This is a genomic window from Streptococcus sp. 2018162 (assembly GCF_019754175.1).
Taxonomy (GTDB): domain Bacteria; phylum Bacillota; class Bacilli; order Lactobacillales; family Streptococcaceae; genus Streptococcus; species Streptococcus hashimotonensis.
Genome location: NZ_JAIJZP010000013.1, coordinates 29,800 through 52,285 on the forward strand (window position 1 = coordinate 29,800; position 22,486 = coordinate 52,285).

Annotated in this window: 13 protein-coding genes, 12 tRNA genes, 1 rRNA gene and 1 pseudogene; 2 read left to right on the forward strand and 25 right to left on the reverse strand. The window is 43.5% G+C overall.

What is annotated here, in order from left to right:
- Positions 1 to 109: 109 nt before the first annotated feature.
- From rpoC to pbp1b, 3 genes are all read right to left on the reverse strand, one after another.
- Complete coding sequence (rpoC, locus tag K5Q22_RS09320) at positions 110 to 3,757, reverse strand: DNA-directed RNA polymerase subunit beta' (RefSeq protein ID WP_205014147.1); 3,648 nt, start codon at positions 3,755 to 3,757, stop codon at positions 110 to 112.
- A gap of 177 nt (positions 3,758 to 3,934) precedes the next feature.
- Positions 3,935 to 7,507, reverse strand: a complete 3,573-nt coding sequence (gene rpoB / locus K5Q22_RS09325; RefSeq protein WP_002936570.1) for a DNA-directed RNA polymerase subunit beta — start codon at positions 7,505 to 7,507, stop codon at positions 3,935 to 3,937.
- 248 nt (positions 7,508 to 7,755) lie between these two features.
- Entirely contained in the window at positions 7,756 to 10,179 is a 2,424-nt protein-coding gene (gene pbp1b / locus K5Q22_RS09330) for a penicillin-binding protein PBP1B (protein WP_205014145.1), read from the reverse strand.
- A 146-nt stretch (positions 10,180 to 10,325) separates the two neighbouring features.
- Here pbp1b and tyrS point away from each other — a divergent pair, with 146 nt between their 5' ends.
- Both tyrS and K5Q22_RS09340 read left to right on the forward strand, forming a co-directional pair.
- Positions 10,326 to 11,582, forward strand: coding sequence for a tyrosine--tRNA ligase (tyrS, locus tag K5Q22_RS09335; protein ID WP_205014143.1), 1,257 nt, complete (start codon positions 10,326 to 10,328; stop codon positions 11,580 to 11,582).
- A gap of 56 nt (positions 11,583 to 11,638) precedes the next feature.
- Positions 11,639 to 12,016 carry an HIT family protein gene (locus K5Q22_RS09340; RefSeq protein WP_205014141.1) on the forward strand — a complete coding sequence of 126 codons (378 nt, stop codon included), beginning with the start codon at positions 11,639 to 11,641 and terminating at the stop codon, positions 12,014 to 12,016.
- 27 nt (positions 12,017 to 12,043) lie between these two features.
- On the opposite strand, the pseudogene K5Q22_RS09345 reads toward K5Q22_RS09340, so the two are convergent.
- The 22 genes and pseudogenes from K5Q22_RS09345 to rrf all read right to left on the reverse strand — a co-directional run bounded on the left by K5Q22_RS09345 (position 12,044) and on the right by rrf (position 22,476).
- Positions 12,044 to 12,254: pseudogene (locus K5Q22_RS09345) on the reverse strand (heavy-metal-associated domain-containing protein).
- Positions 12,251 to 12,697 (reverse strand): CopY/TcrY family copper transport repressor, encoded by a 447-nt coding sequence (locus K5Q22_RS09350; RefSeq protein ID WP_205014138.1) that lies wholly within the window; start codon positions 12,695 to 12,697, stop codon positions 12,251 to 12,253. The pseudogene K5Q22_RS09345 and the gene K5Q22_RS09350 overlap by 4 nt, the downstream one beginning before the upstream one ends.
- Before the next feature lie 102 nt (positions 12,698 to 12,799).
- Positions 12,800 to 14,308: a zinc ABC transporter substrate-binding protein AdcA gene (locus K5Q22_RS09355; RefSeq protein WP_205014136.1), complete on the reverse strand. Its 1,509-nt coding sequence runs from the start codon at positions 14,306 to 14,308 to the stop codon at positions 12,800 to 12,802.
- A gap of 9 nt (positions 14,309 to 14,317) precedes the next feature.
- Entirely contained in the window at positions 14,318 to 15,130 is an 813-nt protein-coding gene (locus K5Q22_RS09360; protein ID WP_002936593.1) for a metal ABC transporter permease, read from the reverse strand.
- Positions 15,123 to 15,827 carry a metal ABC transporter ATP-binding protein gene (locus K5Q22_RS09365; RefSeq protein ID WP_205014134.1) on the reverse strand — a complete coding sequence of 235 codons (705 nt, stop codon included), beginning with the start codon at positions 15,825 to 15,827 and terminating at the stop codon, positions 15,123 to 15,125. Before K5Q22_RS09365 ends, K5Q22_RS09360 begins: the two co-directional genes overlap by 8 nt.
- Positions 15,828 to 16,271 carry a zinc-dependent MarR family transcriptional regulator gene (locus tag K5Q22_RS09370; RefSeq protein WP_012774904.1) on the reverse strand — a complete coding sequence of 148 codons (444 nt, stop codon included), beginning with the start codon at positions 16,269 to 16,271 and terminating at the stop codon, positions 15,828 to 15,830. It abuts the gene before it with no gap.
- A 166-nt stretch (positions 16,272 to 16,437) separates the two neighbouring features.
- A complete protein-coding gene (locus K5Q22_RS09375) occupies positions 16,438 to 17,538 on the reverse strand; it encodes a hypothetical protein (RefSeq protein WP_044669111.1) in 1,101 nt (366 codons plus the stop codon).
- Positions 17,539 to 17,766: 228 nt separating this feature from the next.
- Positions 17,767 to 20,877, reverse strand: a complete 3,111-nt coding sequence (locus K5Q22_RS09380; protein WP_205014198.1) for an SEC10/PgrA surface exclusion domain-containing protein — start codon at positions 20,875 to 20,877, stop codon at positions 17,767 to 17,769.
- A 136-nt stretch (positions 20,878 to 21,013) separates the two neighbouring features.
- The gene (locus tag K5Q22_RS09385; protein WP_205014132.1) at positions 21,014 to 21,181 is read right to left on the reverse strand and encodes a hypothetical protein; all 168 of its coding nucleotides are present in this window, start codon (positions 21,179 to 21,181) and stop codon (positions 21,014 to 21,016) included.
- A gap of 140 nt (positions 21,182 to 21,321) precedes the next feature.
- Positions 21,322 to 21,405 (reverse strand) — tRNA-Leu (locus tag K5Q22_RS09390).
- A gap of 11 nt (positions 21,406 to 21,416) precedes the next feature.
- A tRNA-Gln gene (locus K5Q22_RS09395) sits at positions 21,417 to 21,488 on the reverse strand.
- Positions 21,489 to 21,499: 11 nt separating this feature from the next.
- Positions 21,500 to 21,572: transfer RNA gene (locus tag K5Q22_RS09400), tRNA-His, on the reverse strand.
- 7 nt (positions 21,573 to 21,579) lie between these two features.
- Positions 21,580 to 21,650: transfer RNA gene (locus tag K5Q22_RS09405), tRNA-Trp, on the reverse strand.
- A gap of 7 nt (positions 21,651 to 21,657) precedes the next feature.
- Positions 21,658 to 21,738: transfer RNA gene (locus K5Q22_RS09410), tRNA-Tyr, on the reverse strand.
- A gap of 20 nt (positions 21,739 to 21,758) precedes the next feature.
- Positions 21,759 to 21,831 (reverse strand) — tRNA-Phe (locus K5Q22_RS09415).
- A 15-nt stretch (positions 21,832 to 21,846) separates the two neighbouring features.
- Positions 21,847 to 21,920: transfer RNA gene (locus tag K5Q22_RS09420), tRNA-Met, on the reverse strand.
- 9 nt (positions 21,921 to 21,929) lie between these two features.
- Positions 21,930 to 22,019 (reverse strand) — tRNA-Ser (locus K5Q22_RS09425).
- 5 nt (positions 22,020 to 22,024) lie between these two features.
- Positions 22,025 to 22,096: transfer RNA gene (locus tag K5Q22_RS09430), tRNA-Glu, on the reverse strand.
- Between the two features lie 6 nt (positions 22,097 to 22,102).
- Positions 22,103 to 22,176 (reverse strand) — tRNA-Ile (locus tag K5Q22_RS09435).
- 30 nt (positions 22,177 to 22,206) lie between these two features.
- Positions 22,207 to 22,277 (reverse strand) — tRNA-Gly (locus K5Q22_RS09440).
- 5 nt (positions 22,278 to 22,282) lie between these two features.
- Positions 22,283 to 22,355, reverse strand: a tRNA-Val gene (locus K5Q22_RS09445).
- Positions 22,356 to 22,360: 5 nt separating this feature from the next.
- Positions 22,361 to 22,476: ribosomal RNA gene (gene rrf, locus K5Q22_RS09450) — 5S ribosomal RNA — on the reverse strand.
- Positions 22,477 to 22,486: the final 10 nt, after the last annotated feature.

Genomic DNA, 22,486 nt, shown 5'->3' on the forward strand with positions numbered 1-22,486 from the left:
GTATGATTTAAGAAAACATTCTGCTTGTTAATTCCTTATCAAGTCATATATATGTTTCTTTCCGAATATCAAAAAGCACATCCCTCAAAGAGAGATGTGCCATCTTAATTTATTCAGTTACAGCAGCAAGTTCTGCTTCTGCTGCAAGTTCTTCAGCTACTGTGTCTTCAATGATTTCAACTTCATTGATGGCTTGTGGTTCAAGATTACGGTAGCGGGCCATACCTGTACCTGCTGGGATAATCTTACCGATAATAACATTCTCTTTAAGACCGAGAAGGTTATCACGTTTACCACGAATGGCTGCATCTGTAAGAACGCGAGTTGTTTCTTGGAAGGATGCGGCAGACAAGAATGAGTTGGTTTCAAGGGACGCTTTTGTGATACCCATAAGAACTGGACGAGCTGTTGCCGGAATACCACCAGCGATAACCACTTCCGCATTGGCATCTGTAAAGTCGGTAATATCCATGAGGGTACCCATGAGAAGATCTGTATCTCCTGGATCCATGACACGAACTTTACGAAGCATTTGGCGAACCATTACCTCGATGTGCTTGTCGCCGATTTCTACACCCTGGCTACGGTAAACTTTTTGAACTTCAGAAAGAAGGTAAGTTTCAACCGCCAAGACATCACGGACTTCAAGCAAGCGTTTTGGTTGGATAGAACCTTCGGTAAGGGCTGCTCCACGCGCAACTTGGTCACCAACTTCAACCTTCATACGGGCTGTAAATGGAACCACATATTCGCCTTCGCCAGTTTTACCTTTAACAAAGACTTTCTTGGTACGAGTAGAAGCATCTTCTTCAATAGCGATAACTTCACCTTTAACCTCAGTGATAACCGCTTCCCCTTTCGGATTACGGGCTTCAAAGATCTCTTGGACACGAGGAAGACCCTGCGTAATATCGCTGTTTGAGGCTACACCACCCGTGTGGAAGGTACGCATTGTAAGCTGTGTACCAGGTTCACCGATAGATTGAGCTGCAATCGTACCAACTGCTTCACCCACTTCAACCGCATCACCTGTTGCCAAGTTGATACCGTAACAATGACGGCAGACACCGTGACGAGTGTTACATGTAAATACGCTACGGATGGTTACTTGTTCAACACCTGCATTGACAATTTCACGGGCAATATCTTCAGTAATCAATTGGTTTGGACCAATGATAACGGCACCTGTTTCAGGATGTTTAACAGTTTTCTTAGTGTAACGACCTTGCAAACGCTCTTCAAGTGGCTCAATCATTTCCTTGCCATCTGTGATTGAACGGATGTCAAGACCACGGTCTGTTCCACAGTCGTCTTCACGGATAATAACGTCTTGGGCAACGTCAACCAAACGACGAGTCAGATAACCTGAGTCGGCTGTCTTCAAGGCCGTATCCGTCATACCCTTACGGGCACCGTGAGTTGAGAAGAACATTTCCAATACAGAAAGACCTTCACGGAAGTTAGACAAGATAGGCAATTCCATGATACGTCCGTTCGGAGCTGACATCAGACCACGCATACCGGCCAACTGGGAGAAGTTGGAAATGTTACCACGGGCACCAGAGTCCATCATCATAACGATTGGGTTCTTCGGATCTTGTTTTTCAACCAGACGTTTTTCCAATTTTTCCTTAGCTGAACGCCATTCATCTGTAACAGCTGTATAACGCTCATCGTCAGTAATCATACCACGGCGGAATTGTTTCTTGATTTGTTCTACACGTTCGTGAGATTCTTCAATGATTTCAGCCTTGTTGTCGATAACTGGGATATCCGCAATACCCACTGTCAAACCAGCGAGTGTTGAGTGATAATAACCCAAGTCTTTCAAACGGTCAAGCAGAGCTGATGTTTCAGTTGTACGGAAACGCTTGAAGATTTCAGCGATGATGTTACCAAGATTTTTCTTCTTGAATGGTTGGTTGATTGGCAATTCTGCAATAGCAGCCTTGATATCTGATCCTGGTTCCAAGAAGTATTTATCAGGGGTTCCTTCTGTCAAGTTAGCATTGTTTGGCTCTTGCAAGTATGGAAGACCTTCTGGCATAATCGCGTTGAACAAGATTTTTCCGACAGTTGTCATCATGACCTTGTGTTTTTGGTTGTCTTTCCAAGGTTTATCAAGGCTATCTGTTGCAATACCAACACGGGTATGCAAGTGAACATAGCCGTTGCGGTAAGCCATAACAGCCTCATCCGCATCCTTGAAGACCATACCTTCACCTTCACGACCAGCATCTTCCATGGTCAAGTAGTAGTTACCCAAAACCATATCCTGAGATGGTGTTACGACTGGTTTACCATCTTTAGGGTTAAGGATGTGTTCTGCCGCAAGCATAAGGATACGTGCTTCTGCTTGTGCTTCTTCTGACAATGGAACGTGAATCGCCATCTGGTCACCGTCAAAGTCGGCGTTGTAGGCTTCACAGACAAGCGGGTGCAAACGAAGGGCTTTACCATCGATCAGAACTGGCTCAAAAGCCTGGATACCCAAACGGTGAAGGGTAGGTGCGCGGTTCAAAAGAACTGGGTGTTCTTTGATCACTTCTTCCAAAATATCCCAGATACGATCATCCCCACGTTCAATCAAACGTTTTGCAGCTTTTACGTTACCAGCAATATCACGGGCAACGATTTCGCGCATAACAAACGGTTTGAAGAGCTCGATTGCCATTTCACGTGGCACACCACATTGGTACATTTTCAGCGTTGGACCAACGGCGATAACGGAACGTCCTGAGAAGTCAACACGCTTACCAAGCAAGTTTTGACGGAAACGTCCTTGCTTACCTTTAAGCATGTGGCTGAGTGATTTAAGTGGACGGCTACCTGGTCCTGTGATTGGACGACCACGGCGACCGTTATCAATCAAAGCATCCACAGCTTCTTGGAGCATACGTTTTTCATTTTGTACGATAATTCCTGGAGCATTAAGTTCCAAAAGACGTGCCAAACGGTTGTTACGGTTGATAACACGGCGGTAGAGTTCGTTCAAGTCTGATGCGGCAAAACGACCACCATCCAACTGAACCATCGGACGCAAATCTGGTGGAATAACTGGAAGGATATTGAGAATCATCCACTCAGGCTTATTACCAGATTTGTAGAATGCATCCAATACATCCAAACGACGAACTGCTTTAATGCGTTTTTGACCAGAAGCTGTTTTCAATTCTTCTTTCAAAGCTGCGATTTCTTTTGGAAGATCGACTTGTTTCAAGAGGTCTTGAATGGCTTCTGCACCCATTTTAGCAACGAATGAACCATAACCATATTCACGCAAACGCTCACGGTACTCGCGCTCAGTCATGATTGACTTGTGCTCAAGCGGTGTATCTTTCGGATCGATCACCACGTAAGCTGCGAAGTAGATAACTTCTTCCAAGGCACGTGGGCTCATATCCAAGGTCAAGCCCATACGACTTGGAATCCCTTTGAAATACCAAATGTGTGAAATTGGTGCTTTCAACTCAATGTGTCCCATACGTTCACGACGTACTTTTGCACGAGTCACTTCAACACCACAGCGGTCACAAGTAATCCCTTTATAACGGATACGCTTGTATTTACCACATGAACACTCCCAGTCTTTTGTTGGACCAAAGATGACTTCGTCAAAGAGTCCATCACGTTCTGGTTTAAGTGTCCGATAGTTGATTGTTTCAGGTTTTTTAACCTCACCGTAAGACCATGAACGAACCTTACTTGGTGAAGCTAACGTGATTTGCATACTTTTAAATCGATTTACGTCAACCACTAATAATCCCTTTCTTTTCTTGTGAGAGGCTGGATTCCCAGACCTCAAATTCTTGAACAATAATCAGCAGAATGGATAGCTGGTAAGCTATTCCTCTATAAATCAGACGATGGAAGACCGTTGGTCCTTATCTCTTTCAGTTCTGAGATTTGGACCAACTTGTTCCATCCATTCTCATTATTCTTTGCCTTCTGCTTCTTCTGCTGCAAAGGCTGCGGCTGCGTCAGCTGCGGCTTTTGCACGTGCTTTTTCAAGATCATCTACGTGGATGATGTCATCATCTTCACCTTCATCAAGGTCACGCAATTCTACTTCATTGTTGTCTTCATCAAGGACACGCATATCCAAACCAAGTGATTGCAATTCTTTGACAAGAACGCGGAATGATTCTGGAACACCTGGTTTTGGAATTGGTTTACCTTTGGTGATGGCTTCATAGGCTTTAAGACGGCCTGTCACATCATCTGACTTGTAAGTCAAGATTTCTTGAAGGACGTTTGAAGCACCGTAGGCTTCAAGGGCCCAAACCTCCATCTCACCGAAACGCTGACCACCAAACTGAGCCTTACCTCCGAGTGGCTGTTGGGTAACGAGTGAGTATGGTCCGACTGAGCGGGCGTGAAGTTTATCATCAACCATGTGGTGAAGCTTGATCATGTACATGACACCGACAGATACACGGTTGTCAAATGGCTCACCTGTACGTCCATCGTAAAGAATGGTTTTGGCATCTGAATCCATACCTGCTTCTTTAACAGTTGACCAGAGGTCTTCTGAACTTGCACCATCGAAAACTGGTGTTGCGATATGGATGCCCAAGTTGCGAGCCGCCATACCCAAGTGAAGTTCCATAACCTGACCGATGTTCATACGTGATGGCACCCCAAGTGGGTTCAACATGATGTCAACTGGTGTTCCGTCTGGAAGATATGGCATATCCTCAACAGGTACAATACGTGAAACGACACCCTTGTTACCGTGACGACCGGCCATCTTATCTCCAACCTTGATCTTACGTTTTTGAGCGATGTAAACACGAACCAACATGTTAACACCTGATTGCAATTCATCACCGTTGGCACGAGTAAAGATTTTCACATCACGAACGACACCATCGGCACCGTGAGGTACACGAAGAGATGTATCACGTACTTCACGTGACTTGTCACCGAAGATTGCGTGCAAGAGGCGCTCTTCAGCAGAAAGATCTTTTTCACCTTTTGGTGTGACTTTACCAACAAGAATGTCGCCCTCTTTAACTTCCGCACCGATACGGATAATACCCATTTCATCCAAGTTGCGAAGAGCATCTTCACCAACGTTTGGAATTTCGCGAGTGATTTCTTCAGGGCCTAACTTGGTATCGCGTGTTTCTGATTCGTATTCTTCCAAGTGAACAGATGTATAGACATCGTCTTTCACAAGGCGTTCAGACATGATAACCGCATCCTCGAAGTTGTAACCTTCCCACGTCATGTAGGCAACGATAGGGTTTTGACCAAGAGCCATTTCCCCATTTTCCATAGAAGGTCCATCTGCGATGAAGTCGCCTTTTTCTACGATGTCGCCCAATTTTACAAGGGTACGTTGGTTGTAGGCAGTACCAGAGTTTGAACGACGGAATTTAGAAATGTGGTAGACATCAAGCGATCCATCCTCACGACGCACTTCTACCTTGTCCGCATCTGCGTAGACAACCTTACCATCGTGTTGAGCGATGATTGCTGCACCTGAGTCGTGGGCAGCCTGGTATTCCATACCAGTACCAACGTAAGGTGCTTTTGGATCAATCAATGGAACAGCCTGACGTTGCATGTTGGCACCCATGAGGGCGCGGTTGGAGTCATCGTTTTCCAAGAAAGGAATACATGCTGTCGCAACGGCAACTACCTGCTTAGGAGAAACATCCATGAAATCTGCTGAATCTGCTGGGAACTCTTGGTTGTTACCTTGGTGACGTCCCATTACAATCTTATCAACGAAACGGTTGTTTTCATCAAGAGGTGATGTTGATTGTGCTACGATGTAGGCATCTTCTTCATCCGCTGTCAACCAAACGATTTCGTTTGTAACTGTACCAGTTGCACGGTCGATCTTGCGGTATGGTGTTTGGATGAAACCATACTTGTTGAGGTGTCCGTAAGAAGACAAGTTGTTGATCAAACCGATGTTAGGTCCCTCAGGCGTTTCAATCGGACACATACGACCATAGTGAGTGTAGTGAACGTCTCGAACCTCATAACCAGCACGGTCACGAGTCAAACCACCAGGTCCCAAGGCTGACAAACGGCGTTTGTGAGACAACTCAGAAAGTGGGTTGTGTTGGTCCATGAACTGTGACAACTGTGATGAACCAAAGAATTCTTTGATTGCGGCTGTAACAGGACGGATATTGATGATTTGTTGTGGCGTCAATACTTCATTGTCTTGAACAGACATACGCTCACGCAAGTTACGTTCCATACGAGTCAAACCGATACGTACTTGGTTAGCAAGCAATTCACCAACGGCACGAATACGACGGTTACCCAAGTGGTCAATATCATCTACACGACCAAGACCCTCAGCCAAGTTGAGGAAGTAGCTCATTTCAGCCAAGATATCCGCAGGTGTTACTGTACGTACGTTTTCTGCTGGATTCGCATTACCAATCACCGTCACAACACGTTCTGGATCCTTAGGAGCTACAATCTTGAATTTCTGTAAAAGAACTGGCTCAAGAAGAACAGCGTTGTCATTTGGAATATATTCTACCAAGTTGAGCTCATCGAATTGTGCTTCTACTTTTTCAAGCACATCACGACTCAATACAGTACCAGCTTCCAAGACGATTTCGCCTGTCTCACCGTTAATCACATGCTCAGCAAGTGTTTGGTTGAGCAAACGAGTACGAAGGTTGAGTTTTTTATTGATTTTATAACGACCAACAGGTGCCAAGTCGTAACGACGTGGATCAAAGAAACGAGCTGTCAAAAGACTACGAGAGCTTTCAGCTGTCTTTGGTTCACCTGGACGAAGGCGCTCATAGATTTCCTTAAGTGCTTCATCTGTACGAGAATCTGCTGGGTTTTTATGAATATCTTTTTCGATGGTATTGCGAACCAATTCGCTATCACCGAAGATGTCAAAGATTTCATCATCGCCTGAGAAACCAAGCGCACGAACAAGCGTTGTGAATGGAATCTTACGCGTACGGTCAATACGAGTGTAGGCAATGTCTTTTGAATCTGTTTCCAATTCCAACCAAGCTCCACGGTTAGGGATAACCGTTGAACCATAACCTACTTTACCGTTCTTATCTACTTTATCATTGAAGTAGACACCTGGTGAACGAACCAACTGAGAAACGATGATACGCTCTGCACCGTTGATGATGAAGGTACCCATTTCAGTCATGATTGGAAACTCACCGAAGAAGACTTCTTGCGTCTTGATCTCGCCAGTTTCTTTATTCACCAGACGGAAAGTTACATAAATTGGAGCTGAGTAGTTCGCATCATGCGCACGCGCCTCTTCCAATGTATATTTAGGTTCTTTCAATTCATAACCAACGAATTCCAATTCCATGGTATCCGTAAAGTTTGAAACTGGAAGTACATCTTCAAAGACTTCTTTTAAACCATAATCTAAAAAGTCTTGGAAAGAGTCCGTTTGGATTTCAATCAAATTTGGTAAATCAAGAACTTCCTTGATTCTTGAAAAACTACGACGGGTACGGTGCTTACCGTACTGAACTTCATGTCCTGCCAAGTTAATTCTCCTCTATTTTTCTATTGATTTTTCTGCAAAATCAAACACATTTGCCTTTTGTTAGAATTTTTAGAATCTTTAAGAATAGGTAACAATTCTCAAAAAAATTCCTCATAGACACAAAAAGAGCAGCTAAATCTTCCCTTGAAAAAGTTTGATTTAACTGCTGCAAGCCTTGTCTGGACAATATTTCAAACAAGACACACGACAAATAATTTACACTATTATAGCACAAGTACTAGGAAAAATCAAGGTGTTTCATTATTCGCTTGCTCACTAGTTGCTGTTTGCGTTTCTGATGATTGGTTCGTGTTATTAGCTGAAGAACTCGTGCTAGTCCGAGTCGAACTGCTTCGTTGGGTTGAGCTACTTGATGTAGGTGTTTGCGAGCCGATAATTGTATTCCAAGCCTGTGCTCGGTCACTATCTGTCCCCCCAACCATGAAGTTATAGCTCGTTACTGGTGCACCATTTTTAGCCCAATAACTAGTTGTCATCGCACCGCCAACTGTTACTTGGCGCCCATTTACCTGTGTCGTCCCTGCACGTTGACCTGTAGAAGCAACGACGCTAGAAGCAATAACACTACTGTCTAACTCAAATTTTCCTGCGAACATATCCGCATTAACATTGTAAAGAGCATCAACCATATGGGCCACATATTGTGAATTATTGTGGTAGCCAGTCCAGACATACATTTCTGAGTTATCATCATTCCCAGCCCATGTACCTAAAGTTACTCTAGGGGTCGATAGCATGAGCCACACGTCATTGACTTCATTACTTGTTCCCGTCTTACCGACGAAATCAGACGATGCTGCCTGTGGGTTTAAACCACTCAATCGACTCTTGAACGTCGTAGTATACCCAGAGTTGACAACCTGTCTCAAAAGCTGGTTCATAATACTTGCAGTTGCTTTAGAATAGACCTGAACCGGAGCAGCTTCATGCTGATACACTACTGTTCCATCAGAGGCAGTAATGCTTTCAACAATGTAATGTTTATTATAAACACCACCATTTGCCAAAGTTTGGTAGGCATTGGTATTTGTCAATACTGAAATTTCAACACCACCGCCCAACGGTACACTTTCAATATCATACATAGGAATATGATAATTCATTTTATCCATGTACGCTTTGGCATCTACACCTGCATTTCTCATCATCTTATAGGTCCAAAAAGCAGGAATGTTAACAGAACGGTCAATAGCCGTCTGTAAGTTCATCATGCCAGTACCACGTCCTGAACCATACATAATCGGTTGTCCACTTGAAAAGTTCGTTGGATAATCTGAAAGGATGCTGGCAGAACCTATCAAACCTTGATCAATCGCAATACCGTAAGCTAACAGAGGCTTGATGGTTGAAGCTGGCGAACGAAGAGTATCAAAGGCATGGTTATTCTGGTTGGTTGCATAATCACGACCACCCACAAATCCTAAAATGGCTCCTGTGGCATTATCAATTAACACACTACCTGTCTCGACATATTCGTTTCCATCATCCAAAACAGATCCATAGTTTGCCACAACAGACTGCATTGCCGCATAGATTCCTTGATCAACGGTACTCTTAATCGTATAGCCGCCCTGACTCAATTCTTGCTTAGCCAATTCTTCATAGGAAGCCTTAGTTTCATCGTTTTTCAAGTCATTTTCAGAAACCTTATCGCGTTTTACCAGATAATCAAACATAACCTCTTGCGCTTCTTCCATGACCTCGTAGTAGAGATAATCTTTCGTATCCGCCATTACAGGAGCTGGAGCAATAAAATCTTGTTTAATATCGTAAGCTTTGTAGGTTTCGTATTCTTCCTTGGTCAAGAATGACGCCCGATACATATTAAAGAGAACATCTTGATAGCGTTCAATACCGTAAACCATATCTTCATCTGATTTACGTGTTCCATCTGATGCATAGGGAGAATAAACAATCGGACTTTGCGGTAAGCCTGCAATAAAAGCAGCCTGCGGAACAGTCAAGTCTTTCGCTGGTTTACCAAAAATTCCCTGAGCCGCAGCTTCTACCCCTGCAATATTTCGTCCCTGATTATTTCGACCAAATGGAGAAACATTTAGGTAAATGGTTAAAATCTCTTCCTTGGTCATATTCCGCTCTAATGCCAAAGCCGAAACAATCTCATTAGCTTTACGCGTAAAGGTTGGAGCATCTCCGACAAGTTGCTGTTTTATCAATTGCTGCGTCAAGGTTGAACCACCACTAGATGAGCCTAGACCAACTGATCCCAGTGCCGCACGCAAAACAGCCTTAGGCACAACCCCGTTGTGGGTTTCAAATGTTTCATCCTCTGTCGCAATTACAGCCTGTTTTAGATAATTAGAGACCTCTTCCGAAGTAATGGGTACACGAAGCAAATCTGAATTAACTTCCGACACCAAGCTACCATCCGAATAGGTAACGGTGGAAATCCGACTAACTTCTGAAACCTTCGCTACCAGTTCCTCTGTTTTGGGAATCTTAACATCATCGAAAAGACTAACCACGAAACCAATTCCTATACCCGCACCAAAAAGACCGAATAGGAAGACCAAGACAGCTACTGAATTGAATAATAATTTCAGCGTCCGAAGGAAAACTCCCACTGCATCCCCTAAGCCTAGGGCACTGATTTTCTTTTTAAAATCTTGCTTATCTGATTTAGTCGCCATATTAACTCCTTATCGTTCCATTATACCAAATTTTGTTTATTTTCCGCAATTTCATGGTATAATAGGAGAGAATTTTTTAATGGTGAGATGCGGTTTTAGCTTGTAAAAAACTCAAAAACCAAAGCATCTTGTTGAAGGAGAAACGCATGAACATTTTTGAAGAACTAAAAGCACGTGGCTTGGTCTTTCAAACGACTGATGAAGAAGCCCTAGTAAAAGCATTAACAGAAGGGCAAGTATCCTATTATTCTGGCTACGACCCAACTGCCGACAGCCTGCATTTGGGGCATTTGGTACCAATCCTCGTCTGCCGTCACTTGCAATTAGCAGGGCACAAACCTTACGCTCTAGTTGGTGGAGCTACTGGTCTGATTGGCGACCCTTCCTTCAAGGATGCGGAGCGCAGCTTGCAAACCAAAGATACCGTAGACGGTTGGGTTGATAAAATCCAAGGTCAACTCTCTCGCTTCTTGGATTTTGAAAATGGTGACAACAAGGCCGAAATGGTCAACAACTACGACTGGTTCTCAGACATCAGCTTTATCGACTTCCTCCGTGATGTTGGTAAATACTACACAGTCAACTACATGATGAGCAAGGACTCTGTGAAAAAACGGATTGAAACAGGGATTTCCTACACCGAGTTTGCTTACCAAATCATGCAGGGTTATGACTTCTACGAGCTCAATGACAAGCACAATGTAACCCTGCAAATCGGTGGTTCTGATCAGTGGGGCAACATGACAGCTGGTACTGAATTGCTTCGTCGCAAGGCTGACAAGTCTGGTCACGTGATGACTGTTCCTCTCATCACAGACTCAACTGGTAAGAAGTTTGGTAAGTCAGAAGGCAACGCTGTTTGGTTAGATGCCGACAAGACTTCACCGTATGAAATGTACCAATTCTGGCTCAATGTCATGGACGACGACGCCGTTCGTTTCTTGAAAATCTTTACCTTCTTGTCACTAGATGAGATCGCTGAGATTGAAGAAAAATTTGACGCTGCCCGTCATGAACGCCTAGCTCAGAAGATTTTGGCTAAGGAAGTCGTGACATTGGTTCACGGTGAAGAAGCTTACAAACAAGCCCTTAACATCACCGAGCAATTGTTCGCTGGCAATATCAAAAATCTATCTGCAAAAGAACTCAAACAGGGCCTTAGCAACGTTCCAAACTATGCTGTACAGGCTGAAGACAACCTTAACATCGTGGAACTCTTGGTTACCTCTGGTATTGTCACCTCAAAACGCCAAGCTCGTGAGGACGTAGCAAATGGTGCGATTTATGTCAACGGCGAGCGTGTGCAAGACTTGGACTACACACTGTCTGACAGCGACAAAATCGACGGCGAGTTGACCGTTATCCGTCGTGGGAAGAAAAAATATTCAGTTTTGACTTATTAATATTTTTCAAGGAAATCCTATGTGATTTCCTTTTCTGCTAACCTAGGAGAAATGACATGACCTGTATTTTTTGTCACCAACTCAATGAAAATGACATTCTCTACCAGACGGAGCATTTCAAGGTCGTCTGGGACATTGACCCTGTCCAAACAGGGCATCTGCTGATTATCAGCAAGGAACACTATGACACGCTCAGCCAAGTCCCTCCTGCTGTTCGCTATGAGCTATCAGACTTGGAAGTCTTGTTGACTGAAAAACTCTGTCAAATATTGGCAATTGACGGCGTGACCATAGCCTGCAACGATCGCTTGTTTGATGCTGGCACCCATTTCCATGTCCACCTGATTCCACGCTTGCAATCAGACAGCTTCTGGGACCAAATTTCACTTGCACAAGTGCAACTGGATCTGACTCACTTTCTCAAAGCATTATAAAAAGCAGCTCGACGGCTGCTTTTTCACTTATATCAACTCTTCCACTTCATAGATCGTATCTTCCAGCACCTCTTGGTACTGGTTCCAAGTCATAGGCCACAGAGGTTTCCACCTCCGCCAACTGCTCTTCCAGCTGGATTTTCACCTCTTCCACCCCATCCATTTCCAAGAGGTGTTTGGTCACGTGCTTGACACAGTTTTGGCACGATAAGTTTTTCAATTTCAAAGTTTGCTTCATATTCTTTCTCCTTTTGCATGATGCCCGCAGGTACATTGCCCCGCCAAACACCGACAAGCGATTTGCTCGGGTGCAGTCCTTTGTAACTGCGAGATTTTGCTGGCTAGATTTTCAAGGCTTTTTTTGGAAAATGTCCCTGTGTCTAGCAGTTTTTCAACCAGTTGCCCCTGTTTTGTGGAACATATGGTAGCTAGTAAGAGCTCCACCTGCCCCTGCAAATGTTCCTCTTCACTGATCAGCGGGTAGTAGTGGTACTTGCTAGTTTCCTTAGCCATTCTCAAATAGTTTTTCTTCCGCAGCCGCCCTAAAAGTGTCTTAATGGTCGTCGCCTGCCAATCAAAGCCTTCCTGCAAAGCCTGAATAATTTCCTGAGAAGTTGCACCAGGATAGGCCCACAAGACCCGCATGACCTGCCACTCCGCAGCAGAAATTGTCTGCTCCACACATTCACCTCCCAACAATCATTTTCTAACTTTAGTTTACATTTGTAGTCAAAAAATGTCAAGAAGAAAGACTGAACATCTTGCCCAGTCTTCTCATTATTCTTAGTGAGCCAGCATTTCCTGACCAATTTCCAAACCAGTCAAACCAACAGGGTAGTATGTCGGCCAGTTTTCCAATTCTTCCAAAAGTTTTTCTTGGCTCTCTCCACCAAAATAGATATGGAAGTGACCTGTTTTAACAGGGGCAATATTGTGGTCGCTAAATTGAACATACTTATAGTTACCAGCATTTGCATCCGTTGCTTCAAACAAGAAACGAACACCACGATTTCCTTTTTTGTAGGTCAAAATCTTATAACCCACATACTTATACGTGAATTTTTCTTTCTTATCTCCCACTACAAATTCCATGGTATTATCTGTAATGTTAATTTGATCAACATCTGTTTTGTAGCCTGTATCGTAATAAGCCTTGTACTCTTCAGCTGTCATACCACCTTTGATCTTAGCCTTGTAATCCCAGACCTGATCTAGTGTACCATCAAGCAAGTATGGATAAACAGATTGCCACTCACCTGCATAATCTGAAAGAGTACGATCTTTTACGGCACTATCTTCAAAATAACCATTATAAACAGTTTGCGCAGTCTCAGCACCTTCTTCTGGCAAAATTTCAGAACCTTCTTGGGAAGTTGTTTTTTCAAGGGCAGTCAGATTATCTTCCATAACAGAAATATAATCCTTACCATTTTTCATATCCTCATCCGTCAAACTTTCAAGAGGATTAAGAACGTCCAACTGAACCCCAGTCTCTTTAGCAAGTGTTTCTGCAACAGATTTTGACGCATTTTCTTCAAAATAGATATACTTAATACCATATTTATTGATATACTCTGTCAATTCTGCTAGACGTGATGGAGTCGGATCCTCATCTGCAGCAACACCTGTAATAGAAACTTGTTTCAAACCATAGTCCAAAGCCAAATATGCAAATGCAGTATGTTGTGTAACAAAGTATTTCTGTTTCGCAGCAGATAATGTTTCAGAATACTTCATATCTAAAGCATCTAATTTCTCAATATAGGCTGCCGCATTTGTTTCAAAAGCATCTTTCTTTTCTGGGTATTTAGCTACCAAACTATCACGAATATTTTCTACAAGTGTGATGGCACGCTCAGGAGACAACCATACATGCGGATCATAAGCATGGCTATGCCCCTCCTCACTATGGTCGTGATCCTCACCTTCTTCACTACCTGGTAACAAAAGCATCCCTTCCGTCGCACTAATCACATTAACCTTTGTTGTATCAAGTGATTTTTCAACATCATGAACCCATGTTTCCATATTTTCATTTTCATAAACAAAAGCATCAGCCTCTTGGATACGAGCAATATCTTTGGCTGACGGCTCATAACCATGAACCTCTGTCCCAGCCTTAACCAACAGATCAACATTTGCCTCATCACCTGCCACCTGCTTGGTGAACTCATAAACAGGATAAAAGGTCGTTACAATATTCAACTTCTCATCTTCAGAAGCTGTGCTATTGCCACAAGCCCCCAAAAGCAAAGCTGAGACAGACAAGAATAATAAACCAACTTTTTTCATCTTAACTCCTTATTTTTTAAATTTTTGAACAACATTCACCAGTAAGAAAATACTAATGAAAATCAAGGTAATACTTGCACTCGCTGGGGTTTCTGCATAGTAAGAAGTCAGCAAGCCCATGACCATTCCAAAAAAGCCAATGCCCATCCCAGTAAAGATAACAGCTTTAAAACTCTTACCAAGTCGCAATGCAATAGAAGCAGGTAGAACCATAATGGTTGAAACCAGCAAAGCACCTGCCGCAGGAATCATTAAGGCAATGGCAACACCAGTCACCACATTGAAGGCAATGGACATAGCTCGTACAGGCAACCCATCTACAAATGCCGTATCCTCATCAAAGGTAAGAATATACATCGGACGTAAAAACAACAATGTCAGCACAATGACAATCACAGCAATCGTAAACAAAGCAATTACCTGCTCCTGACTAATCGTCACAATCGAGCCAAACAGATATTGTTCCAGGCTAAGCCCTGATTTCCCACCAGATTTATTCATGACAATGAGCGAAATAGCCAAACCAGTCGACATGAGGATAGCCGTCCCAATTTCCATAAAATTCTTGTAAATTGTCCGCAAATACTCTAAAAATACAGCTGCCACAATAACGACAAGAACAGTCGAAAGCGTTGGTGAAATCCCCAATACCAAACCAAATGCAACCCCCGCCAACGAAACATGACTAAGAGTATCCGACATCAAACTCTGTCGTCTGAGTATCAAAAAGACCCCCAAAATAGGCGAGAACAGACTCATCGCAATGATTGCCAGGAAAGCACGCTGCATAAAGTCATAATGAAATACAGATAGATCAAACATTGGCAACCTCCTCATCCGCTTCATGAACATTGAAACAACGCCAAGGAGACTGTTGATCACGAACTAGGTGAATATTACGATCAACGTATTTATTCAATTCATCGGGATCATGAGTTATCATCAAAACCGACTTTCCATGCTTCTTAGCCGAATGATGCATGAGCTGGTAGAAAGCATCCTTGGTCCCTGCATCCATCCCTGTTGTCGGTTCATCCAGAATAAAAATATCTGGATCAGAGGCAAACATACGCGCAATAACCGCGCGTTGCTTCTGCCCACCACTCAAAGCACCTAAGCGCTTATCTCGATGTTCCCACATTCCAACTGATTCCAAACTAATCCGAACATGTTCCTCATCATGGGCTGTCAAACGACGAAACCAACCTTGTCGAGGATAACGCCCTGATTTTACAAATTCGTAAACCGTGCTCGGAAAACCAGCATTAAAACTTGCAATTTGCTGAGGTAAATAGGCCATTCTTAACTTCTTACCTTTTATACTCTTCTCAGCAATAGAAACCCTCCCCTGTTTGGGCTTCAATATCCCCAAAGTCGCCTTAATGAGGGTTGTCTTGGCTGCGCCATTCTCACCAGTCAAAGTCACAAATTCCCCACTATCAAGATAATAATGAATATGTTCTAAAACCGGTTCTTTGTCGTAGTAAAACGACAAGTCTTCCACAGTAATATATCTCATTTATTTTCTAATCTTCTCCACTAACTCACTTAAGAATCGAGCAATTGACTCCTGCTCTTCGAGACTATAATTTTCCAAAAGCTCTTCATAAGCTTCCAAGGTATGCGCGTGATGATGAGCATGCTCTGCAGCAATAGGCTTAGCAGCCTCAGTCAAACTAAAGCGAACAATACGAGCATCTTTATCATCTCTAACCGCCACCAATAACCCCTGAGCAACTAATGACTTTGTAGCCTTCGTGATCGCAGCCTGACTGACATTCAACTCCTTAGCAATCTCAGTATTAGTATATGCAGCCTTTTCAATAAGCATCAAAATATGCTCCTGCGTATTCGTCAACTTCACCGTGCTTTGACAAGAACCAACCAAAATCTCCAGTTGATTCTCCGAACTCAAAACAATCTCGTGCAGGTACTTCTCAATTTCTAATGCAATACGATTCATAGGCATCCCCTTAACCTTTTAATTAACTTGTTAAGTATACCACATAGAAAACAAAAAAACAAGGAAAATTTACTGAAAAAGAGTAGATCTATCCATAGCAACTCATAAGCCTTCTTAATAAAAAAGAAACACCAATTTCTCAGTGTTTCTTCATTTCAAACTATTCTTACCATCTGTTAACAGCAGATTCCACCTCTGTTGTAACATCCCTATACTCGAGATTAGTCAAACTTGCATAGACATCATCGATACTATCACGATAAAAATGATCCGACTGAGCTGATAGCTTAACCATTTTATCTTTATCTAGTTCACTCGGTGCTTCTAGTGTAACAATACCATCCTTGTCAATAATCAATTTAGAGAAATTGTAAACATAGAAATCTGTTGAAGTTTTGACAAAAGAATCTTCTTTTGCATTAACATACTCATAAACAATAGCTAAATCCCCATAATAACTATTCTTCCACCCTTTAGTCTCTTGATAGTCATGACGATAAAAAATATGATGACGCTTCAAACTATACTGACTGGTAAGGTTTTCCTCTGCAAAATCTTTTTCAGCCTGCTCTTGGGCAATAGCAAGCAAGTCAGCTAGATTTTTAATTTCACTAACAGTATCAGGAATTTTATCCAAACCAGAAACCTCAAGACTAATTTCCTTATCATCTGTCAATACATAGCCTGTATTCATGGCTAATTCTGCTTTCTCTACCGAAAAAGCAATCATATCTCCATTCGAAATTGGTGTACTATTGCTTGCGGAAGGTTTCAATATATCATCACCATTCTCCCCAATAGGATAGAGAATAGTACTGTCAATACTGATTTCTGGATAATCTGCCTGACCACTAATGCCAGTATAAGTAACTGCCAGCTTTTTTACCAGATCCTGAGAACTAATTTCTGTTGTTTCTGTAAGACCCGATACATCGTAGGTATAGGTTTCAGATTTTATCTTACTAGCCACAGCCGATTCCTTATCCACATCAACTGTTACTTTTACCTTATCTCCATTGCTCAATGCCTCAGAGCCATCTACTGAAACAGACACCCCATCATGGACAGCATCTTGTTCCTCATCTGTTGCATCCTTCCCATAAAGTTTGGCAATCAGCTCCTCCCTATCAAGAGATACGGTTGCAGTTCCATAACCATCGTACCCCTTAAAAGAAACAGATAGATATTCTTTCGTTCCCACCTGACAAGCCGTTAACACCAAAACTGACAAGGCTACAAAACCTAATCTTAATAATTTCTTTTTCATCTTTCTCCTACAAACCAGGACTTCTCCAGTTCATTTGAATCAGCGAATAGTTGCATGGACGCCGTAATGCTCCATGTTAGCTAATTTTTCATTAACTCGCGCATTCTGGATAGCTACCCTTGCCGCGGGATCTTCCAAATGAGCCTACCCTTTACGAAGTCGCTCTGCCTGATCACGCAGTTGTGAAATTTGAGCATTACTCCGCGCCAATTATTCTGCCATTCTTTCCTATCCTCTTCTCCGTTTTTTTGCATAACCTAGTCCAAGACCAGCAAGGGCCGTGTAGCCTAACAATACCAAAAGGCTTTCTTGTGAGCCCGTTTGTGGCAGCTGTCTATACTTTTCAACTCTGCTATAAGTGATTGGCTGTAGCTTAGTACCTGTAGTTTGGTTGCCATCAAAGTAGCCCACAATCTTACCAACTTTATCTGTGATAGCAATCGGTTGACCGCCTGCATCATTGATAGCTTGTCTCTGAGCCACAATCTGTGCTTGGGTATAAGCCTCCTTCACAGCCTCATATTGAGCTTTAGCATCACGTTGGTTCTTCAAGTATTGGTCCAACTTATCAATTTCAGCGTCAAGGGTTGCTTTAGCAGCAGTGTGAGCCTCGATAGCTTTTGCAAGCTCTGATTGAGCGTCTGCAAGGACTTGGTCCGCATTTTTGAGTGCTGTAAGCTTAGCCAATTGTTCAGCAAGTTGCGCTTTCAATACAGTAATTTCATCTGCAATCTTAGCTTCTTCAGCCTTCAATGCCTCTACTTTCGATTGAGCTTCGGCAAGAACGACTTCGCTTGTAGACTTAGCTTCTTTCAGTTGAGCCAATTTTGCTTCTTCAGTAGCCAATTGACTTTTCGCATCTTCAAGAGCTTTCGTCTTCGTTGCTACGTCAGCGTTGAGGTTGTCAACAGCTTGTTGAGCCTTAGCCAAGCGAGTTTCAGCAGCTTGACGAGCAGCGGTTGCACTTGTCAAGGTAGCCTGGGCGGCTGGTGTTTGGTCAGCGATTGCTTCAAGGCTTGCAATGGTTGCACGAGTTTCGGCAAGTGCTGCTTGAGCCTTGTCATTTGTAGTTCTTGCTTGAGCAAGAGTTGCTTTGACACTTGTGTCTGCTGTGACAGCTTTTGCTTGAACCGATTTCGCATCTTCAAGGGCTTTCGTCTTCGTTGCTACGTCAGCGTTGAGGTTGTCAACGGCTTGTTGAGCAGCAACAAGGCGCGCTTCTGCGGCTTTACGCACAGTGGTTGCACTTGTCAATGTAGCTTGGGTGGCTGGTGTTTGGTCGGCAGTAGCTTTCAAAGCAGTCAATTGAGCCGTAGTTGCTTGAAAAGCTGATTGAGCTTGGTTGTTAGCAGTCGTTGCACTAGCAAGAGTTGCTTGTGCTTGCTTGTCAGCTTGTGTCGCTTGAGCCTGTGCTGTCTTAGCAGTTGCCAATTCAGCCTTGAGGGCTGTTGTGTCGTATGGTGCAGCGATAGTGTTGCCACCGTCATCGATAAATTGAAGGCTATGTGCACGTCCAAATCCACCAGGTGTTACACTTGTAACAAAAGCACCGCTAAATTTTGTTTTCGATGAACTACTAGATGATGAAATAGAACGAGTCCAATATGCGTTTGTAATATGCGCATAATTTTGATTATAGTCCCCTGCCCATGTATCGATTGACATACGATAGATTCTACGATATAACTCGGTCATTGCAGTGTTTTTTGTTGAAACAAAACTAATGTTTTCCATACTATAATCCACATTGTTATTGCCATCATTTTCTAATGCAGTATAGCTATGGTCACCAGTATTATCGTTTTCAGCTGTATAATTTTTGGCAATTTGCATAGCAGCTTGTACGGCATCTTTTGTGACGATCACATCTTCATTATTAGCACCCCATATTTGTCTACGAATTGCATTACCAATATGAACATAATATTGGGATAAAGCTGTTACTTGCACTTCTGTCATGTTTGCGGGGTCAACCACAGTTGTGTCAACAGGAGTTACCATTGTTTTAGTATAGCCAACCATATCGGTTGTATACCATGTATTGACTGCATCAAACAAGGCATCTTTATTGCTTTGAGACTTATCCTTCACAAACGCCTTATAAGCATCGATAACATCTTGTGACAGTTTTGGTGTTGTTAAGTTATCAAAAGCTGCGATGTTAGCTGTCAATTCTGCCACTTTGTTGTCGGCAGCTGTTTTTGCGTCTGCTTTAGTTTTCGCATCAGCCTGTGCTTCTGCAAGAGCTGACGCTGTTTGGTTAGCAGTCGCTTGTTGTTGCGTTTGTGTTTCAGTAAAGCTTGCAATGTCGCTGGCCTTTTTAGCATCCGCAGCTTGAGCAGTTGCAAGGTCAGTTTGTGCCTTGTTTTCGGCTGCTTGTGCTTGTGTAAGGTCTGCTTGTGCATCATCGCGTTCTGCAATGATTGTAGCAGCACCAGTACCGTCTAGTGCCGTCTGGGCCTTATCAACTGCCGTATTGGCATTTACCAAGTCAGCCGCTGCTTTTGTAGCATCCGCTTGTGCTTGTGCAAGGTCGCTTGCAGTCTTATCTGCTGTTGCAGATTGAGTAGCTTCGGTTGCTTTAGCAGTTGCCAAGTCACTTGCTTTCTTAGCATCAGCTTCTTGAGCTTTAGTAAGGTCGCTTTGTGCTTTGGTTTCGTCTGCTTTAGCAACCTCAAGGTCACTTGCAGCAGCGTCACGTTCTGCAGTAATCGTCTCTTTACCAGTGCCGTCTAGAACTGCTTGTGCATTATCCACAACTGTTTGAGCATTGTCCACAACAGTCTCTTGAGCGTCAATGGCCGCTTGGTCACTATTTACTTTAGCTTGTGCATCATCGGCTTTTGCTTGTGCTTCAGCTGTGTTTTCAGCGGCTTGAGTAGCCTTGCTTTTAGCTTCTGAAATAGCTGTTTGCGTATCAGCCACCCCTGTTTCAGCAGTCGCAATGTTCTCATCAGTCGCTTCGGCCTTGTTTCTTTCAGCCTCTGCAACCACTTCAGTGGCCCTTTCAATCACGTTTGCGGCATTTTCTTCGGCAACACTCGCATCCACCACCACAGCAGTCTGATCAGTTACAGCCTGGTCAGCAGCAGTCTTAATAGTAGCCGCCTGATCAACCGTTGCTTCAGTCGGTGTTTCTGTTACAACAGCAGTACCATTGGTCACGATAACACCTGATACCGTCTCAATACCTACACTAGCTGTTAGAGACACCTCAGGGCTCTCTACAGGGCTTGTAGGGGTATTTACAGCTTCTTCAGCATGCACACCATTTGCAATTACAAATGAGCTAAGAGTCGCTACTCCAATAGCTGTGCTCTTTATCAGTTTCTTGCCCATCAATTGAATCTCCTTTTTTAGCAATTAGGAAAGGCTTGGCTGTAAAGTCAAGCCTTGTTATACTAGTATAACAAGCGATTTGTCAAGTATTTTGTGCAATATTTTCATTTATTTGTCAAAAAAAGACCTAAAAATTTTACATACTTTTCCAAGTCGATAAGAGATAGAAGAACAAGCCCATGACAAAACTTTCACCGCCAGCCCCATAAAAGCTTGTCATCAGCCCAAAGGAAAAACTGAAAGCATTATTTCCCATGCCCAAATCAATCAACACTTTAAATACAGGAAACAACTGTTTTCCCATTATCAACTTAATAAAGTAGAAGTACTATAGCAAATCTAACAGTACTACAATATCAGAAATATTCTGATCCTAAAACCACCCTACCCGCCAAACAAAGCAAAAAAAGAAACGCTGATAAATCAACGTTTCTTCATAAACTATACCGGCGGCCGGGGTCGAACCGGCACGTCCTTGCGGACACTGGATTTTGAGTCCAGCGCGTCTGCCAATTCCGCCACGCCGGCATATAGTTGAACTGGGGTAGCTGGATTCGAACCAACGCATGAGGGAGTCAAAGTCCCTTGCCTTACCGCTTGGCGATACCCCAATATTAAAATAGGCGAGTGAGGGGAATCGAACCCCCGAATGTCAGAGCCACAATCTGATGTGTTAACCACTTCACCACACCCGCCATATAACACGGGCAGTAGGAATTGAACCCACACTGAAGGTTTTGGAGACCTTAGTTCTACCTTTAAACTATGCCCGTAAAGGTATGGAGAGAGAGGGATTCGAACCCCCGAACCCGAAGGAGCGGATTTACAGTCCGCCGCGTTTAGCCTCTTCGCTATCTCTCCGAAATATAATATTAAATTAATGGCGCGAGACGGAATCGAACCGCCGACACATGGAGCTTCAATCCATTGCTCTACCAACTGAGCTACCGAGCCAAATTCTTAAAGAAATTGCGGGAGCAGGATTTGAACCTACGACCTTCGGGTTATGAGCCCGACGAGCTACCTAGCTGCTCCATCCCGCGATAGTAGTAAGGAGGATGTGGGATTCGAACCCACGCACGCTTTTACACGCCTGACGGTTTTCAAGACCGTTCCCTTCAGCCGGACTTGGGTAATCCTCCAAATATAGTCCGTACGGGATTCGAACCCGTGTTACCGCCGTGAAAAGGCGGTGTCTTAACCCCTTGACCAACGGACCATATAATGGGCACGAGTGGAATCGAACCACCGACCTCACGCTTATCAGGCGTGCGCTCTAACCATCTGAGCTACGCGCCCAAACCAAGTTTGGGTATGAACTATGTTCAAAGCGGGTGACGAGAATCGAACTCGCGACAACAGCTTGGAAGGCTGTAGTTTTACCACTAAACTACACCCGCTTATATGGGAGTTAACGGGATCGAACCGCTGACCCTCTGCTTGTAAGGCAGATGCTCTCCCAGCTGAGCTAAACTCCCAATTTGCTAAGCGACTACCGTATCTAACAGGGGGCAACCCCCAACTACTTCAGGCGTTCTAGGGCTTAACTGCTGTGTTCGGCATGGGTACAGGTGTATCTCCTAGGCTATCGTCACTTAACTGTTGAGTC

What these genes read in the sequence shown, in the direction of transcription:
- pbp1b (WP_205014145.1), bottom strand. Translation starts at nt 10,179, where the DNA reads ATGGCGACTAAATCAGATAAGCAAGATTTTAAAAAGAAAATCAGTGCC.
- tyrS (WP_205014143.1), top strand. Translation starts at nt 10,326, where the DNA reads ATGAACATTTTTGAAGAACTAAAAGCACGTGGCTTGGTCTTTCAAACG.
- K5Q22_RS09340 (WP_205014141.1), top strand. Translation starts at nt 11,639, where the DNA reads ATGACCTGTATTTTTTGTCACCAACTCAATGAAAATGACATTCTCTAC.
- K5Q22_RS09355 (WP_205014136.1), bottom strand. Translation starts at nt 14,308, where the DNA reads ATGAAAAAAGTTGGTTTATTATTCTTGTCTGTCTCAGCTTTGCTTTTG.
- K5Q22_RS09360 (WP_002936593.1), bottom strand. Translation starts at nt 15,130, where the DNA reads ATGTTTGATCTATCTGTATTTCATTATGACTTTATGCAGCGTGCTTTC.
- K5Q22_RS09365 (WP_205014134.1), bottom strand. Translation starts at nt 15,827, where the DNA reads ATGAGATATATTACTGTGGAAGACTTGTCGTTTTACTACGACAAAGAA.
- K5Q22_RS09370 (WP_012774904.1), bottom strand. Translation starts at nt 16,271, where the DNA reads ATGAATCGTATTGCATTAGAAATTGAGAAGTACCTGCACGAGATTGTT.
- K5Q22_RS09375 (WP_044669111.1), bottom strand. Translation starts at nt 17,538, where the DNA reads ATGAAAAAGAAATTATTAAGATTAGGTTTTGTAGCCTTGTCAGTTTTG.
- K5Q22_RS09380 (WP_205014198.1), bottom strand. Translation starts at nt 20,877, where the DNA reads ATGGGCAAGAAACTGATAAAGAGCACAGCTATTGGAGTAGCGACTCTT.
- K5Q22_RS09385 (WP_205014132.1), bottom strand. Translation starts at nt 21,181, where the DNA reads ATGGGAAAACAGTTGTTTCCTGTATTTAAAGTGTTGATTGATTTGGGC.